General features: G+C 68.4%; 13 protein-coding genes and 3 pseudogenes. 6 read left to right on the top strand and 10 right to left on the bottom strand.

Translation table 11 applies throughout. The features are described from left to right. Nucleotides 1–238 (bottom strand): annotated as a pseudogene (locus tag ACFQE5_RS06685) (hypothetical protein); the annotation flags it as partial. A 134-nt stretch (nt 239–372) separates the two neighbouring features. On the opposite strand from ACFQE5_RS06685, the gene ACFQE5_RS06680 reads away from it, so the two are divergent. The 4 genes and pseudogenes from ACFQE5_RS06680 (at nt 373) to ACFQE5_RS06665 (ending at nt 3,936) form a co-directional block, all read left to right on the top strand. After that, entirely contained in the window at nt 373–699 is a 327-nt protein-coding gene (locus ACFQE5_RS06680; RefSeq protein WP_379583934.1) for a nucleotide pyrophosphohydrolase, read from the top strand. Then, complete coding sequence (locus ACFQE5_RS06675; RefSeq protein ID WP_379583933.1) at nt 680–2,440, top strand: DNA/RNA helicase domain-containing protein; 1,761 nt, start codon at nt 680–682, stop codon at nt 2,438–2,440. The genes ACFQE5_RS06680 and ACFQE5_RS06675 overlap by 20 nt, the downstream gene beginning before the upstream one ends. A 358-nt stretch (nt 2,441–2,798) precedes the next feature. Beyond that, a pseudogene (locus tag ACFQE5_RS06670) lies at nt 2,799–3,412 on the top strand (relaxase domain-containing protein); the annotation flags it as partial. Next, complete coding sequence (locus ACFQE5_RS06665; RefSeq protein ID WP_379584070.1) at nt 3,361–3,936, top strand: relaxase domain-containing protein; 576 nt, start codon at nt 3,361–3,363, stop codon at nt 3,934–3,936. The pseudogene ACFQE5_RS06670 and the gene ACFQE5_RS06665, both read left to right, overlap by 52 nt. A 472-nt stretch (nt 3,937–4,408) precedes the next feature. On the opposite strand, the gene ACFQE5_RS06660 is transcribed toward ACFQE5_RS06665, so the two are convergent. The 6 genes and pseudogenes from ACFQE5_RS06660 to mca form a co-directional block, all read right to left on the bottom strand. Beyond that, nucleotides 4,409–4,795 (bottom strand): hypothetical protein, encoded by a 387-nt coding sequence (locus ACFQE5_RS06660; RefSeq protein WP_379583932.1) that lies wholly within the window; start codon nt 4,793–4,795, stop codon nt 4,409–4,411. Continuing rightward, the gene (locus ACFQE5_RS06655) at nt 4,792–5,379 is read right to left on the bottom strand and encodes a nucleotidyltransferase family protein (RefSeq protein WP_379583931.1); all 588 of its coding nucleotides are present in this window, start codon (nt 5,377–5,379) and stop codon (nt 4,792–4,794) included. Before ACFQE5_RS06655 ends, ACFQE5_RS06660 begins: the two co-directional genes overlap by 4 nt. Nucleotides 5,380–5,849: 470 nt before the next feature. Next, a complete protein-coding gene (locus ACFQE5_RS06650; protein ID WP_379583930.1) occupies nt 5,850–6,743 on the bottom strand; it encodes an alpha/beta fold hydrolase in 894 nt (297 codons plus the stop codon). A gap of 359 nt (nt 6,744–7,102) precedes the next feature. Beyond that, nucleotides 7,103–7,252: pseudogene (locus tag ACFQE5_RS06645) on the bottom strand (DUF255 domain-containing protein); the annotation flags it as partial. Between the two features lie 33 nt (nt 7,253–7,285). Then, nucleotides 7,286–7,612, bottom strand: coding sequence for a hypothetical protein (locus ACFQE5_RS06640; protein WP_379583929.1), 327 nt, complete (start codon nt 7,610–7,612; stop codon nt 7,286–7,288). Nucleotides 7,613–7,698: 86 nt separating this feature from the next. Then, a complete protein-coding gene (gene mca / locus ACFQE5_RS06635; RefSeq protein WP_379583928.1) occupies nt 7,699–8,625 on the bottom strand; it encodes a mycothiol conjugate amidase Mca in 927 nt (308 codons plus the stop codon). Nucleotides 8,626–9,081: 456 nt separating this feature from the next. Between mca and greA the strand changes: the two genes are divergently transcribed. After that, complete coding sequence (greA, locus tag ACFQE5_RS06630) at nt 9,082–9,567, top strand: transcription elongation factor GreA (RefSeq protein ID WP_379583927.1); 486 nt, start codon at nt 9,082–9,084, stop codon at nt 9,565–9,567. A 10-nt stretch (nt 9,568–9,577) separates the two neighbouring features. On the opposite strand, the gene ilvA is transcribed toward greA, so the two are convergent. Then, entirely contained in the window at nt 9,578–10,831 is a 1,254-nt protein-coding gene (gene ilvA / locus ACFQE5_RS06625; protein ID WP_379583926.1) for a threonine ammonia-lyase, read from the bottom strand. Nucleotides 10,832–10,891: 60 nt separating this feature from the next. Between ilvA and ACFQE5_RS06620 the strand changes: the two genes are divergently transcribed. Beyond that, nucleotides 10,892–11,125 (top strand): hypothetical protein, encoded by a 234-nt coding sequence (locus tag ACFQE5_RS06620; RefSeq protein WP_379583925.1) that lies wholly within the window; start codon nt 10,892–10,894, stop codon nt 11,123–11,125. Between the two features lie 14 nt (nt 11,126–11,139). Here the strand turns inward: ACFQE5_RS06620 and ACFQE5_RS06615 are convergent, their stop codons facing one another. Both ACFQE5_RS06615 and ACFQE5_RS06610 read right to left on the bottom strand, forming a co-directional pair. Then, nucleotides 11,140–12,288 (bottom strand): cystathionine gamma-synthase, encoded by a 1,149-nt coding sequence (locus tag ACFQE5_RS06615; protein ID WP_379583924.1) that lies wholly within the window; start codon nt 12,286–12,288, stop codon nt 11,140–11,142. Nucleotides 12,289–12,386: 98 nt separating this feature from the next. Beyond that, nucleotides 12,387–13,769, bottom strand: coding sequence for a cystathionine beta-synthase (locus ACFQE5_RS06610; RefSeq protein ID WP_379583923.1), 1,383 nt, complete (start codon nt 13,767–13,769; stop codon nt 12,387–12,389). Nucleotides 13,770–13,960: the final 191 nt, after the last annotated feature.

Raw genomic sequence — 13,960 nt, 5'->3', positions numbered from 1 at the left:
CGGTGCAGCAGCGGGTGCGGGCGATCAGGTTGTCGCGGATCTCGATCAGTCGGGCGCGTTGTCCCGGGTCGTGGCGCGCCCGCGCCCGCTGCTGCACCGCACTCAGGGCCTGCGACAACTGGCCAGTCAGGGTGGTCCGGTCGGCGACGTCGGCCACCAGGCGGGACCCGGCGTGCGACACCACCCCGACCCTGTCTGCGGCCACAATGATCTTCGGACGGGTGGTTGTAGCCCGCACTCGGAAAGTGCCTCCTCGACCACGGCGAACAGAGCCCTCAGCAAACCCTGTCCTACCCGGTCACGAGGCACTTTCTTCTTCCGGGGTCACCCACCACCCCGCCCGCCATGAAGAGTCCGGGCTAAGGTGCGCCTATGTCCTCTGACCTCGTGATGGCCGCACTCCGCGCCTTCGTCGAGGAGCGCGATTGGGCTCAGTTCCACTCGCTGAGCAACCTGGCCAGGTCGATCTCGATCGAGGCTGCGGAACTACTCGAGTGCTTCCAGTGGTCGGATGACGCGGAGCAGGAACGGGTTGAGGCGGAGCTCGCGGACGTGCTCACCTACTGCCTGCTTCTGGCCGACCGATTGCACGTCGATCCCGATGCCATCGTGCTCGCGAAGCTCGAGCAGACGAAGAGGAAATACCCGGTCAAGTCGGCCCGCGGCAAGAGCACGAAGTATGACCAGCTTCCGGATTGAGCGCGGGCCGTTCGTGTCCGCGCAGATCGAGGCATGGCTACAGCTCGACCCCCGATTCCGCAACTGGCCCGTCGTCTACGCCCTCGACGGAGACGAGCAGATCTACGTTGGGGAATCGCTCAACGTCGCCACTCGCTTCCGGCAGCACCTCGCATCAGCGGAGAAACGGCGCCTCAAGGGCGCTCGCGTGGTCTTGGACCCGACGTTCAACAAGTCCGTCTGCCTCGACCTTGAAGCGTTCCTAATCCAGCGACTCTCGGGCGACGGCACCTACCGGGTGATGAATCGCAACGTCGGCATCTCCGATCGCGACTACTACGGTCGCGCGGACTACCAGAAGATCTTCGCAGACATCTTCGAGGAGCTGCGCCGCGACGGGCTGTTCAGCCATTCCCTCCCTGAGATCGAGAACTCCGACCTCTTCAAGCTCTCTCCCTTCAAGGCGCTAACCGAGGACCAGGAGATCGTGGTCCTAGACATCCTCGAAGGACTCTTCGCGGACATCGACACTGGTGTGCCGAGCCAGGTGGTGGTCCAGGGCGACCCCGGGACCGGAAAGACGGTCGTCGCCGTCTACCTGATGAAACTCCTCAGCGACGTGAAGGCATGGGATCCGTCCCAGCAGGTCGAGTCCGAGTCGCCGCTGGCCGAGTTCTTCGTCGAGGGGTATCCCGAGCTGCTGCGCGACTTCCGACTCGGATTCATCGTCCCGCAGATGTCCTTGCGGAAGACGATCCAGCGGGTCTTCAAACGCACTCCCGGCCTTTCCCCGAACATGGTGATGTCGCCCTTTGAGATGGGCAACGCACCTGAGCACTTCGACGTGCTCATCGTCGATGAGACACATCGCTTGCGGCAGTCCGGAAACCAGCCGGCCGGCCCGCTCTATAAGATGTTCTCGGACATCAACCGGCGTCTCTTCGGTGCGGACGACGCCAACCTCACTCAGCTCGACTGGGTGAAGGCCAAGAGCACGCACCAGATCTACCTCATGGACTCAGCCCAGAGCATCCACACCGGCGACGTCCCGAGTCACCTGCTGAAGGAGCTGATGACACGCAGCGACGACCAGCATCGCCGCTATCGTCTGACGTCCCAAATGCGGGTGCAGGCGGGAGAGGACTACGTCGGGTACGTTCGCGCGGTTCTGAGCGACCAGCCTCCGACGCCTCGATCGTTCACCGGATACGACCTACGATTCTTCGACGACATGTCCGAGATGCGCGATGCGATTCGAGCGCGCGACCGCGAAGTCGGCCTCGCGCGGCTCCTCGCCGGCTTCGCCTGGCCGTGGGTCAGCCGACGCGACAAGCACGCCTACGACATACAGATAGATGGCGTTCGGATGCGCTGGAACCGCACCGACGTCGATTGGGTCAACTCACCGACCTCGCTCGACGAAGTCGGCGTGATTCACACGATCCAGGGCTACGACCTGAACTATGCCGGCGTCATTATCGGTCCGGACCTTCGGTACGACGAACGCGCCGGCCGTCTCGCCTTCGACCGCACCAACTACTTCGACCCGACAGCGGCGAACAACATGCCGCGCCGTGGCATCACCTTCAGTGACGACGAGATCCTCAAACTGGTCCAGAACATCTACGCGGTGCTGCTCACCCGCGGCATGCTCGGGACCTACGTGTACGTCTGCGACCGCGCACTTCGAGAGCGCCTCCGGCCGTTCTTCGCGGCGGCGGCGCTTGAGACGGACACGTCGCGCTTCATCGGAACCGACTGATCCTCAGATATACGCGGCGGTTCGACCGTGCTGCGACCCGGGCGATGTGCGCGTCCCTGGACCGGTGTGCCCGACGGCAAGCAGGGCGTGGACAGCAAAGCGCTCGCCGTGTACGTGAAGACGCCGATTGACGGGACCCCGCCCCTGAGCCACTCCGCCACCATCCCGTCTCAGGCTTGCCTCTCACTCCACCCGCTCACCGCTCCCTCAACGTTCATCACCAACCCTCAATGGCTCCCAAACTCCTCCTCCTCAGCCGTCCTCTCTTCACCTCCGTCTCAGGCGGCACGCATGCTACGAAAGTTCGTAGCGGGACGGGCGCCGATATACGGCCTGACCTCCGGTTTTACGGCTGCCGATGGTTGCTCAGGGAGATGCTCCGAGTACATGCAGCATGAAGATCTACTGCGGCGCGGCGGCCGCCGCTCGGGACTACGTCGAGGCCGACCGCTCCCCTGCTGACGACTACTACCTCGCCGAAGGCAGCGGGGTCGCGATGCACTTCGAGGCGACCGCTGACGGCGTCGAACGGCGGGTCGACATGGTCGGTGATACGTACGAACACTGGGTCGCCGGCCACAACGTCGACACGGGTACCGCGAAGGGTCGGCTGCGGAAGGACGACCGGGCCGTGCGGTTCGTCGAGGTCACCGTCAACGGCCCGAAGACCTGGTCGGTGGCGGCCGCGCTGGACCCCGAGATCGCCGACGCCTACGACGCCGCGCAGCTGGCCGCGGCCGAAGAATCATCGCCTGGCTCGGCGCCCACACGACGACCCGCGTGGGACCGCGCGACCGCCAGGTGCAGGTGCCGGTCGAGCAGACCGAGGCGGCCGTCGTACGCCACTTCACCTCACGCGCAGGCGACCCACATCGCCATCTGCACCTTCAGATCAACGCGCGCGTGTTCGCAGCGGGCGGCTGGCGTGGGCTCCACACGGTCGGGGTCCGCGGCAGCCTGGAGGCGATCAACGGGATCGGGCACGCGGCCATGATGACCAGTCCGGCGTTCCGCGAGGCGCTCGCCGCACATGGGTCACGCTCGACGCCGAGACGGGCGAGGTCGCCGAGCTGACGGCGTACGCCGGAGCCTTCAGCGCGCGTGCGAAGCAGATCGAGGCGAACATCGACACCTACGAAGCCAAGTGGCGCGCCGACCAGTCCGGCAAGGAGCCCGGCCCTGCGTTGCGGCAGGCATGGGACCGGCGGGCGTGGGCCGACGCCCGGCCGGACAAGGTCGTGCCGACCAGCGGCAGGCAACTGCAGCAGCGGTGGGTCGACGAACTGCACGAACTCGGCTACGTCGCTCCCGCACCGGGAGCTCCGCTCGGCAGGTTGCGGACGGGCGCCGTCGACCGCGACGGCTTGGTCGACCTGGCGCTGGTCAGACTCGGGTCGCGCCACTCGGCGTGGAACGCGGCCAACACCCGGGTGAGGTCGAGCGGATCATCGCCTCCGGCGGAGGCGTGGTCAACGGGGCCGTGCGCCGTGAGTTAGCAGAGGATCTGACCGCTCGCGTCGTCGCCGCCTCGCGCCCGGCTGTACACGACCGTCGGCGACCTGCGCACCTTCATCCGCAGTCAGCGACTCGCCTCCCAGCCGGTCCTCGGTAAGCCGAAGGCGGTGTGACTGTGGACTGGCCGCCGGACGCCTCGGGCGACACCGACCCGCGGCACGTTTTCGTCGACGCCCACGACGTGATGGCGCGCTACGGCTGGGCAAAACGAAGGGCTATCAGAACCTGAAGGACCGCACACTCGTGCCGCCGCCGGTGATGACGCATCCGGACCGGTGGCGGCTCGATCAGCTCCTGGCCTAGGAAGAGAAGCGGATGGAACTGGCCGAGGCCGCGCTGGACGCGCTTGTCGCACCGACGCGGGAGGAGGTGACCGTCACCGACCTGCTTTCCCCGCCCAAGCGACGGCGCCGGCCAGCGTGACACCTTTGCGAGATTCGGATCACGGCCGCCTCACCAGCTCTCTCGCGAGCTCGACGAGCAGCATCGCCGCCGGACGAGGGGCTTCGCCTTGGCGAGCGTGATGAGCGTGGCGCCGTACTCGACGTCGCCCTTCACCGAGATCAGTTCTCGCAATGCCTTCTCGGCCGCGCCGGCATCGCGGTGTGCTCCGAGCGCCTGACGCAACTCCTTCACCGCCTTGGCGTAATCCTTCGCCTTGCTGGTCTGCCCGGTCAGGGCGGTCACGATCGAGTCCTTGGCGCTGATGCCGGCATGGATCGCGTCCCCAGCGGCGGGCGTCGCCCTCCCCAGATCGAGATTGTCCTGCGCTGAGTCGAGGTACTCCTGCGCCTTCTGGAGGAAGCTCTTGGCGTGGTTCCTGCTCTCCAAGTTGGTCACGACGCCACCCGACTGCGCCGCGGCATGGCTCCGACCAGGGCGATCCCGTCGCGGAGGATCTCGGACAGGACCGGCTCGCGATCCTCTGGAGCACGCTCGAAATCGTCGCCGGTCAGGTGCAGGACGTCGCAGTGATTGCCCAGACGCTCCTGGACCTGCTGCTGCAGTTCGGCCCTACCGTCCCACGCCGCAGCGGCGATCACGAGGAGGTCGACGTCGCTGCCTGCGTGGGCATCGCCGCGAGCAACTGAGCCGAACACGATGACGGCATCGACGTCTCGGACGACCCCCTCCACGACGCGCCTCAGCATCTCGATCGGACTGGCCAAGACACGTAGCGGCGCGATGGCCGCATGACCTTTGTTGATGCGGTGCACTCCGGCACGCCCGATGGTTTCTGTCGTGATCAGCCCGAGACGCTCGAGGTCTCGCAGTGCCTGTTGGACGGCGCCCAAGCTGTGGCGATCCGCGACCAACGCGTGCACGCGCCGACCGGTCAAGGGCGCCCCCGTGCGCAGCAGCACGGCGAGCGCCGCGCCTCGCGCTCCGGGCATTAGGCCGCCGAAGGGTTCGCCGAAATCCATATGAACAGATTACTGCTCACGTGAGCGGCGATCTAGTCATAACGCAGGCGCAGACTGTGCAGAAGGTCGGCCGGAACGCCTGCAAACGGCCCACACGAGACCAGCGAGTGATGCACGAGGCTCCGGAATCGGTGTCCAACGACGGCATTCACCGACCCGCCCCGAACCACGATGAGGCCGCTGACCTGCGGTTTCGCAGATTTCCGTCGACAGCCGAGGACGAGGCCTTCTGGCGCGCTCCTGCTCTCGTTGAAGCAACGCGGCCTGAGCTGAGCCGAACTCGATGATGGCATCGACGTCTCGGACGACCTCCACTACGACGCACCTCAGCATCTCGATCGGGCTGGCCAAGGGGCGTAGTGGACGCGCAAACTCGTACGAGCCGCCAGACTCCTCGGACCTGCGGTTTCGCCGGAATCGGATAACAGGCGACGCCCCATCAGCCTCGTGCACGCAGCCCTTCCGCGGTGTTACCGCACGTCGGCGCTGCGGACGACCTGCATGATCGCGCCCGCGATCTCTGCCGGCACTTGCTCCTGCAGGAAGTGGCCCGCGGACGTCGAGGTCACGGCGGCTCGAGGGAGCATTCTTGCCGTCCGATGCTTCAGCTTGCCCAGGATAGGGTCACGGTTTCCCCACACGATGGCCGCGGGGCCGGTGAAGCCGGACACAAATTCGGCACACGCGCGCAAGCCGGGCACAGACGGATGCTCGAGGCTGTCCGGCACCGCCCGGGCCATGGCAAGGACGGCAGCCCGGTCCTGCCACGAGCGCAGCGGATGCCGATAGGCCCGCGCGACATTCCCGCGGATGCTGCGCCGATCGCCCTGGAAGAGGTTGAGATCGAGCTGGGGGAAGCCGACCCCTTGAACGAGAAGGTTGCTGACCACAGGTAGGCCGGCGAGCCGGTGGACCAACGTGGGCCTGAACCCTTCGCGCGGCGGCGTGACGGCCGTGTTCGCCAGGACCAGGCCGGCCAAACGGTCCGCCCGGTCGGACAGCGCCAAGGTGCCGATCGCCCCACCCCAGTCCTGACCCATGAACACCATGTCGTCCAGCTCGAGCTCGTCGAGGAGCATCCCGAACCAGGTCGCATGGTTGACCAGCGTGTGTTGCGCGAAATGCGCCCGACTGGAGAACCCGAATCCCACAAGGTCGGGCATCACTACCCGCACGGGCTGGTCGGCGAGCTGCAGGGCGACCTTGCGGTACAGGAAGCCCCACGTCGGGTTGCCATGCAGGAGCACCACAGCGCGTCCCTCGCCCGACTCCATCACGTGGAGCCGGTGGTCGCCGATATCCACGACGTACCGCTCGAACGGCAGCTGCTCCGCAAGCCAGTTCGGCAGATCGGGTGCACGCATCCTCACTTGGCCACCATGGGGCCCGCCGGGCAGAGCGTCAACGGCTCGAGTGCGCGCCCGGCAAGGCCCGGGGCTGCGCAGAGGTCCCAAGCGGGCGACCACATACAACCTCGAGGACTCCCCGAGACAGAGCGTGGCCCCTGAGTACCTGTTCGTACGCCTCACCACTCGAGGCGTACCCACGTTCGCCAGCGCGGTCCGCCGTTACTGTGACACGCCGAGTGATGCACGAAAGTGATGCACGAAGCCCCGGAATCGGCGTCCAGCGGCGGTATTCGCCGATCCGGCCCGAACCACAACTAGGCCGCTGACCTGCGGTTTCGTAGATTTCCGCCGACAGCCGCCAACCACAGAACCTCGTGATACCAGTGGCAGGCAGCGTAGCCAACGGAAAGCAGGATCGGCACATCCCGCCGCTGGGCCTCGGCGCGCCACTCCTACCAGTCGACGGGATTGTCGGCGTGCTGAAGCAGATAGGAGCTGGTCGCCGCAGCGAGCCGGTTCGGCATGCGCCCAGCCTCCCAGAATCGGCCCGGGTGTGGTCAGGTCCGGCCTGCGTCGTCCCCGGGCTCGGCGTCGCGCTGCGTATCGGTGCGCCCGGCCTCCCCACGGACGGACTCGTCGTCCGCCGGGCGCTTCCCGGCGCCGTCGTCACCGAAGGACGGGGGCAGCCTGCGGATCCGTTTCCCCATCGATCGAATCAGCAGGATCGTCGCCAACCCCAACAGAATGATCACGACCAACGCGATCGGCGACGCCTTCCCGAACTCCTCACCCTTGCCCGGCGGCGGAACGGGATTCTGCGCCGGCACGACCAGCGCGGCTGTGATCTCACCCTGTCCAGGTAGCACTCCCAGATCGACAAGCACCGCGCACCTCCGACGTCCGTTACTCCCGACCGCTCGGGGTTACCCGGATAACCTACGCATCGGACCGTCCGCGATGGCCTGGGGGTTCAGCTCGCCCGCAGCGCCTCCACCCGCTCGAGCAAGCCGGCAAAAAGGTCGTCCTCCGGGACGGAGGCGTCGACCAGCGAGCGCACCAGCTCGTAGTCCTCGGTGGGCCAGATCTCACGCTGGAGCTCCAGCGGAACGAGGAACCAGCGGCTCGTCGGGTCGATCTGGGTGGCGTGCGCCTTGAGTGCCTCGTCCCGGACCGGGAACCACTCGTCGCACCGGACCCGGGTGGTGACCCGCTGGCCGGGGTCGGGCCGGTCGTCTCGCCAGTTTGCCAGCCAGTCCGCATACGGCGACTCCAGGCCGCGGCGGGTCATCGCCTCGTGGAAGGCGAGCAACCTCGCCTTGGAGAACCCGTGCGAGTAGTAGAGCTTGAGCGGCTGCCACGGATCGCCGGCATCGGGGAACCGGTCGGGATCGCCCGCCGCGTCGAAGGCCGCGACCGAGATCTCGTGGCAACGGATGTGGTCGGGATGTGGATAGCCGCCGGTCTCGTCGTAGGTCACCACGACGTGGGGGCGGAACTCGCGCACCGCGGCCACCAGCGGTTCGGTCGCCTCGTCCAGGTCGAGCAGCGCGAAACAGCCCTCGGGCAGCGGTGGTTTCGGATCCCCCTCGGGGAGTCCGGAGTCGATGAAACCCAGCCAACGGTGCTGCACACCGAGGATCTCGGCGGCGCGGGCCATCTCCGCCCGCCGCACCTGCGCGAGGTTCGCCACGATCTCCGGCCGGTCCATCGCGGCGTTGAGAACGCTGCCGCGCTCACCACCGGTACAGGTCACGACCATGACCTCGTGGCCCTGCGCGACGTAACGCGCGGTGGTCGCCGCGCCCTTGCTCGACTCGTCGTCGGGATGGGCGTGGACGGTCATCAGCCGGAACGGCTCGACCGCCGGGTTCGGGTGCGTCGGCTCGAAATGGATCATGGATCGACCGCGGTCCTTCCGGTTCAGTCTCGTGAGCTCCTCAGCCGTCGTGGCGGCCGCGCGGAGGATCGTGACACGGCACCCCGACGGCCAAGCCCGCCACCGGATGCCAACACCGCGGAGATCCCGCCTCTTCCCGGCGCGGTGGTGGTCATTCGGCCACGCGGCGGAGCCGGCCCGCCAACCCACCGGCCGTCGACGCCCCCAACCGACTGCTCCAACCGGTGTCTAAATCGATTCCACCTGGTTACTTCCGGCTTCTGGGAACTTTCCCTCCGGCACGACCGTTCATCGAAAGACAGCGGTAAGCGGCAGGCACCGTGTTACGGTGAGGAACACACGGCCCCCGAGCGGGTCGTGTTTTTCCTTACTCGGGGCGATGCCGTCCGCCGCGCGCCGCGCCGCGAACGATCCGGTTCATCGGCACGAACCCGGACGGCTGGAGGAGTGATGACTGTGACGGACACGCAGGTGACCTGGTTGACCCAGGAGGCCTTCGACCGGCTCAAGAACGAGCTCGACGAGCTGATCGCCAACCGCCCCGTCATTGCTGCCGAGATCAACGCCCGCCGCGAGGAGGGTGACCTCAAGGAGAACGGCGGCTACCACGCCGCGCGCGAGGAGCAGGGCCAGCAGGAGGCACGGATCCGGCAGCTCCAAGAGCTGCTGCGCACCGCCCAGGTCGGTACCGCTCCGGTCGACTCCGACGTCGCAGCTCCCGGAACAGTGCTGACGATCCGCTACGACGACGACGACACCGAACGAGTTCTGCTGGGCTCCCACGAGGAGGGCAACCACGATGACCTGCAGGTCATCTCACCCAACTCCCCCCTCGGCGCGGCCCTGCTGGGCGCCCGCGTCGGCGAGACCCGCGAGTACCAGCTACCCGGCGGCGGCCAGATGAAGGTCACGCTCACCGCGGTGGCGCCCTTCGTCGGCTGACCGACCGCAATCAGGTTCGGGGCAGGCCGGTCACTTCCGACACCGGGTGACCGGCCTCCCGCAACGCCCTGATCAGGGTGCGGCAGTGGTCCGGTCCGCGCGTCTCCATGCTGACCGCCACGTCCACATCCCCGAGCGAGAGCGCGCCGGAGATCCGGGTGTGCTCGATGTCGACGATATTGGCTCCGTGCGCCCCGATCAGCGCGAGCAGCTCGGCGAGCGCGCCAGGACGGTCATCCACCCGCACCCGTAGCGACAGGTAGCGCGCGGCCGCGGCCATCCCGTGCTGGATGACGTGCAGCAGCACCAGCGGGTCGACGTTCCCCCCGGACAGCACCGCCACCACCGGGGTGGCGAACCGACGAGGCTCCTCGAGCAACGCCGCCACCCCTGCCACACCGGCGGGCTCGACCACCAGTTTCGCCCGCTCCAGGCAGTGCAGCAGCGCCCGGGACAGCGCTTCCTCGTCAACGGTCACGATCTCGTCGACGAGCTTCGCCACCTGGGGATAGGTGACCTCGCCGGGGCACCCGACGGCAATGCCGTCGGCGATGGTGCGGGTGTGGTCCAGCCCGACGGGGCGACCGGCCCGCAGCGAGGCGGGCCAGGCCGCGGCGCCGGCCGCCTGCACCCCGACGACACGGACGTCCGGCCGCTGCGCCGCGACCGCCGCCGCGATCCCGCCGATCAGACCGCCCCCACCCATCGCGACGAGCACGGTGCGCACGTCGGGGACCTGCTCGAGGATCTCGTACCCGAGGGTGCCCTGCCCCGCGATGACGTCCGGGTGGTCGAACGGGTGCACCAGCACCGCGCCGGTACATGTGGCGAACTGGGTGGCCATGACGATGCTGCGTTCCACGGTGTCCCCCACCAGATGCACGGTGGCCCCGTAGCCGCGGGTGGCCTCGACCTTCGGCAACGCCGCACGTTCGGGCATGAACACGGTGGCCTCGGTGCTCAGTAACCGGGCGGCCAGCGCGACCCCCTGTGCGTGATTTCCGGCACTCGCCGCGACGACACCGCGTGCCCGCTCGGCGGCGCTGAGCCGGGCGATGCGGGTATAGGCGCCGCGGATCTTGAACGAGCCGGTGCGCTGGAGGTTCTCGCATTTCAACCACACCGGGTCGGCGGCGAGCTCGCTCAACGCGCGGGACGCGACGACCGGGGTCCGGCGGACGACGTCCGCGAGCAGCCGCTGCGCGGCCCGGATGTCGTCGGGGCCGACAGGGACACCAGCGGCCCAGGCCGGTTCAGCCGCCATGACGGCATCCTCTCATCAGCAGCGGTAGCCTCGCTGGGACGATACGGGGGAGGTCGTCGCATGACATCGCCGCGGGCCATCGCGCCGCTGGTGTGTGCGGGGGTGCTCGCGGTGCTCGCCGTGCTGACGGTGCGCAGCGCCGGCTGCGCGGATCCGGGGCACTACGAGCTCCGCAACGGCGGCTACGAGCTGGTCGGCGGGTGCATCGCGCCGAACGACATCGTGCTGCCGGAACAGCCGGTCGCTCCCGATCCCCACGCCGGCCCCCCGAGCGGCTGGCCCGCGCGCAGCTGAGCTGCGGGCGGGGCTCAGCCCGTCGCGGCGTCCAGCGCCTGCCGCAGGTCGGCCAGCAGGTCCTCGGCGTCCTCGATACCGACCGACAGCCTGATCAGCGAGTCCGGCACCTCCAGCGCGGACCCGGCGACCGACGCGTGGGTCATCTGGGCCGGGAACTCGATGAGCGACTCGACGCCGCCCAGCGACTCGGCCAGGGTGAAGACCTCGGTGGCCGCACAGACCCGCAGGGCGGCTTCCCGGCCACCCGCGACCAGAAACGAGACCATCCCGCCGAACCGGCGCATCTGCTTGGCGGCCACAACATGGCCGGGATGGTCGGGCAGCCCCGGGTAGAGCACGCGCTCCACGGCCGGATGAGCCGCCAACGCTTCGGCGACCGACTCGGCGTTGTCGCTGTGCCGCTCCATCCGCACCGCGAGCGTCTTCGCTCCGCGCAGCGTCAGCCACGCATCGAACGGACCGGGCACCGAACCGACCGCGTTCTGGGTGAACCGCAGCTGCTCCGCGATCGCCTCGTCGCTGGTCACCACCGCACCGCCGACGACGTCGGAGTGCCCGCCGACGTACTTCGTCGTGGAGTGCACCACGACGTCGGCACCGAGCGCGAGCGGGTTCTGCAGATAGGGCGAGGCGAAGGTGTTGTCGACGACGAGACGGGCCCCCGCCGAACGCGCGATGTCGGCCACCGCGGCGATGTCGGCGATGCCCAACAGCGGGTTGGTCGGCGTCTCGCACCAGACCGCCCTGGTGCTCGGCCGCAGCGCGGCGCGCAGCGCGTCGATGTCGGCGAGGTCGACCGGGGTGTACTCGATGCCCCACGCTGTCAGTACCTTGTCGACGAGCCGGAACGTGCCGCCGTAGGCGTCGTGCGGAATGACCATGTGGTCACCGGGGCGCAGCAGAACCCGCAGCAGCGTGTCGGAGGCCCCCATCCCGGAGCCGAACGCGAAGGCGTGCCGCCCGCCCTCCAGCGAGGCAAGGCATTCCTGCAGCGCCGTGCGGGTCGGGTTCGCACTGCGGGAGTACTCGTAGCCGCCCCGCATCCCCCCGACGCCGTCCTGGGCGAACGTCGAGGAGGCGTGGATCGGGACGATCACCGCACCGGTGGTCGGGTCTGGGTCCTGGCCGGTATGGATGGCCCTGGTCGAGAAACCGCGCATACCGCGACGCTAGCCGTGTTCTTCGCACAGGAGGGAGGCCGGGCTCGGTAGCGCGCGTCGCTGCTGAGCGTGGGTGACACCCCCGCACGACCCGACGCTCATGAGGCAGAGCCGAGAAACGCCAGCACATCCGATCGGGTCACCACGCCCGCCGGCTTGCCGTCCATGAGCACCAGCGCGGCGTCGGCCTTGGCGAACGCGGTCATCGCACTGCCGAGCGACTCCCCCGCGCCCAGCGTCGGGAGCTTTGGGGACATGTGCTTCTCCAACCGGTCGCTGAGCTGGGCACGGCCGGTGAACAGCGCGTCGAGCAGGTCGCGCTCGATCACCGCGCCCGCCACCTCCGCGGCCATCACCGGCGGCTCGGCCCGCACCACCGGCATCTGCGAGACGTGGAACTCGCGCATGTACCGCACCGCGTCGGCGACGGTCTCGTTCGGGTGCACGTGTACCAGGTCCGGGGTCGACCCGTCCTTGCGCCGCAGCACGTCACCGACGGTGGCGCCCTCGGCCGGCGGTAGGAAGCCGTACCTGGCCATCCACTTGTCGTTGAAGACCTTCCCGAGGTACCCGCGGCCGCCATCGGGCAGCAGCACCACGACGACGCTGTCGGCCGCCCGGTCGGCGGGAATCGCCGCGGCGACGCGCAACGCGGCCACCACCGCCATCCCGCACGAGCCGCCGACCAACAGTGCCTCCTCGCGGGCCAGCCGCCGGGTCATCTCGAACGAGTCGGCGTCGGAGACGGCGATGATCGCGTCGCAGACGTTCTTGTCGTAGGTGCTCGGCCAGAAGTCCTCGCCCACCCCCTCAACCAGGTACGGCCGTCCGATGCCGCCGCTGTACACCGATCCCTCCGGATCGGCGCCGATCACCTTGACCCGCCCGCCGGAGACATCCTTGAGGTACCGGCCGGCCCCGCTGATCGTCCCGCCGGTGCCGATCCCGGCCACGTAGTGCGTGATCCGTCCTTCGGTCTGTTCCCACAGTTCGGGACCGGTCGTGGCGTAGTGCGACGCCGGGTTCTCCGGGTTGGCGTACTGGTTCGGCTTCCAGGCCCCCTCGATCTCGGTGACGAGCCGGTCGGAGGTCTTGTAGTAGGAGTCCGGATGATCGGGATCGACCGCGGTCGGGCATACGACGACCTCGGCCCCGTAGGCCTTGAGCACGTTGCGCTTGTCCTCGCCGACCTTGTCCGGGCACACGAACACGCAGCGGTAGCCCTTGCGCTGCGCGATCATCGCGAGGCCGACACCGGTGTTGCCCGACGTCGGCTCGACGATCGTGCCCCCGGGCCGCAGAGCGCCGGACGCCTCCGCGGCCTCGATCATGCGGGCGGCGATGCGGTCCTTCACACTGCCGCCCGGGTTGAGGTACTCGACCTTCGCCAGCACCGTCGCGGAGATGCCCGCGGCGACCGATCCCAGCCGGACGAGAGGGGTGTTGCCAACCAGGTCGGCGATGTGCTCGGCGTAGCGCATAGCGCAATCGTTGCACCCGGCTGGGGTCACCAGCAGAGCGCCACCAGGTGGACATTCGATCCGAATCCGTACGACTTGCGGTCGTTCTCGCGTCCCGGGGTTGCTGGACCCGGCCGGGCAGGGGATACAGTTCGACAGTCCAAGGCGGCGCCCCGGTCGGCGGGCATGCCGGCCGGGCGACCACGTCGTCG

This window comes from Pseudonocardia hispaniensis (assembly GCF_042658695.1).
In the GTDB taxonomy this organism is placed as follows: domain Bacteria; phylum Actinomycetota; class Actinomycetes; order Mycobacteriales; family Pseudonocardiaceae; genus Pseudonocardia; species Pseudonocardia hispaniensis.
This window is presented reverse-complemented; position numbering and strand designations above follow the sequence as displayed.

Excerpts from the sequence above, each read along its gene's own strand:
- ACFQE5_RS06675 (WP_379583933.1), top strand. The coding sequence starts at position 680 with ATGACCAGCTTCCGGATTGAGCGCGGGCCGTTCGTGTCCGCGCAGATC.
- ACFQE5_RS06650 (WP_379583930.1), bottom strand. The coding sequence starts at position 6,743 with ATGCGTGCACCCGATCTGCCGAACTGGCTTGCGGAGCAGCTGCCGTTC.
- ACFQE5_RS06680 (WP_379583934.1), top strand. The coding sequence starts at position 373 with ATGTCCTCTGACCTCGTGATGGCCGCACTCCGCGCCTTCGTCGAGGAG.
- ACFQE5_RS06610 (WP_379583923.1), bottom strand. The coding sequence starts at position 13,769 with ATGCGCTACGCCGAGCACATCGCCGACCTGGTTGGCAACACCCCTCTC.
- ACFQE5_RS06655 (WP_379583931.1), bottom strand. The coding sequence starts at position 5,379 with ATGGATTTCGGCGAACCCTTCGGCGGCCTAATGCCCGGAGCGCGAGGC.
- ilvA (WP_379583926.1), bottom strand. The coding sequence starts at position 10,831 with ATGGCGGCTGAACCGGCCTGGGCCGCTGGTGTCCCTGTCGGCCCCGAC.
- ACFQE5_RS06620 (WP_379583925.1), top strand. The coding sequence starts at position 10,892 with ATGACATCGCCGCGGGCCATCGCGCCGCTGGTGTGTGCGGGGGTGCTC.
- ACFQE5_RS06615 (WP_379583924.1), bottom strand. The coding sequence starts at position 12,288 with ATGCGCGGTTTCTCGACCAGGGCCATCCATACCGGCCAGGACCCAGAC.
- mca (WP_379583928.1), bottom strand. The coding sequence starts at position 8,625 with ATGATCCATTTCGAGCCGACGCACCCGAACCCGGCGGTCGAGCCGTTC.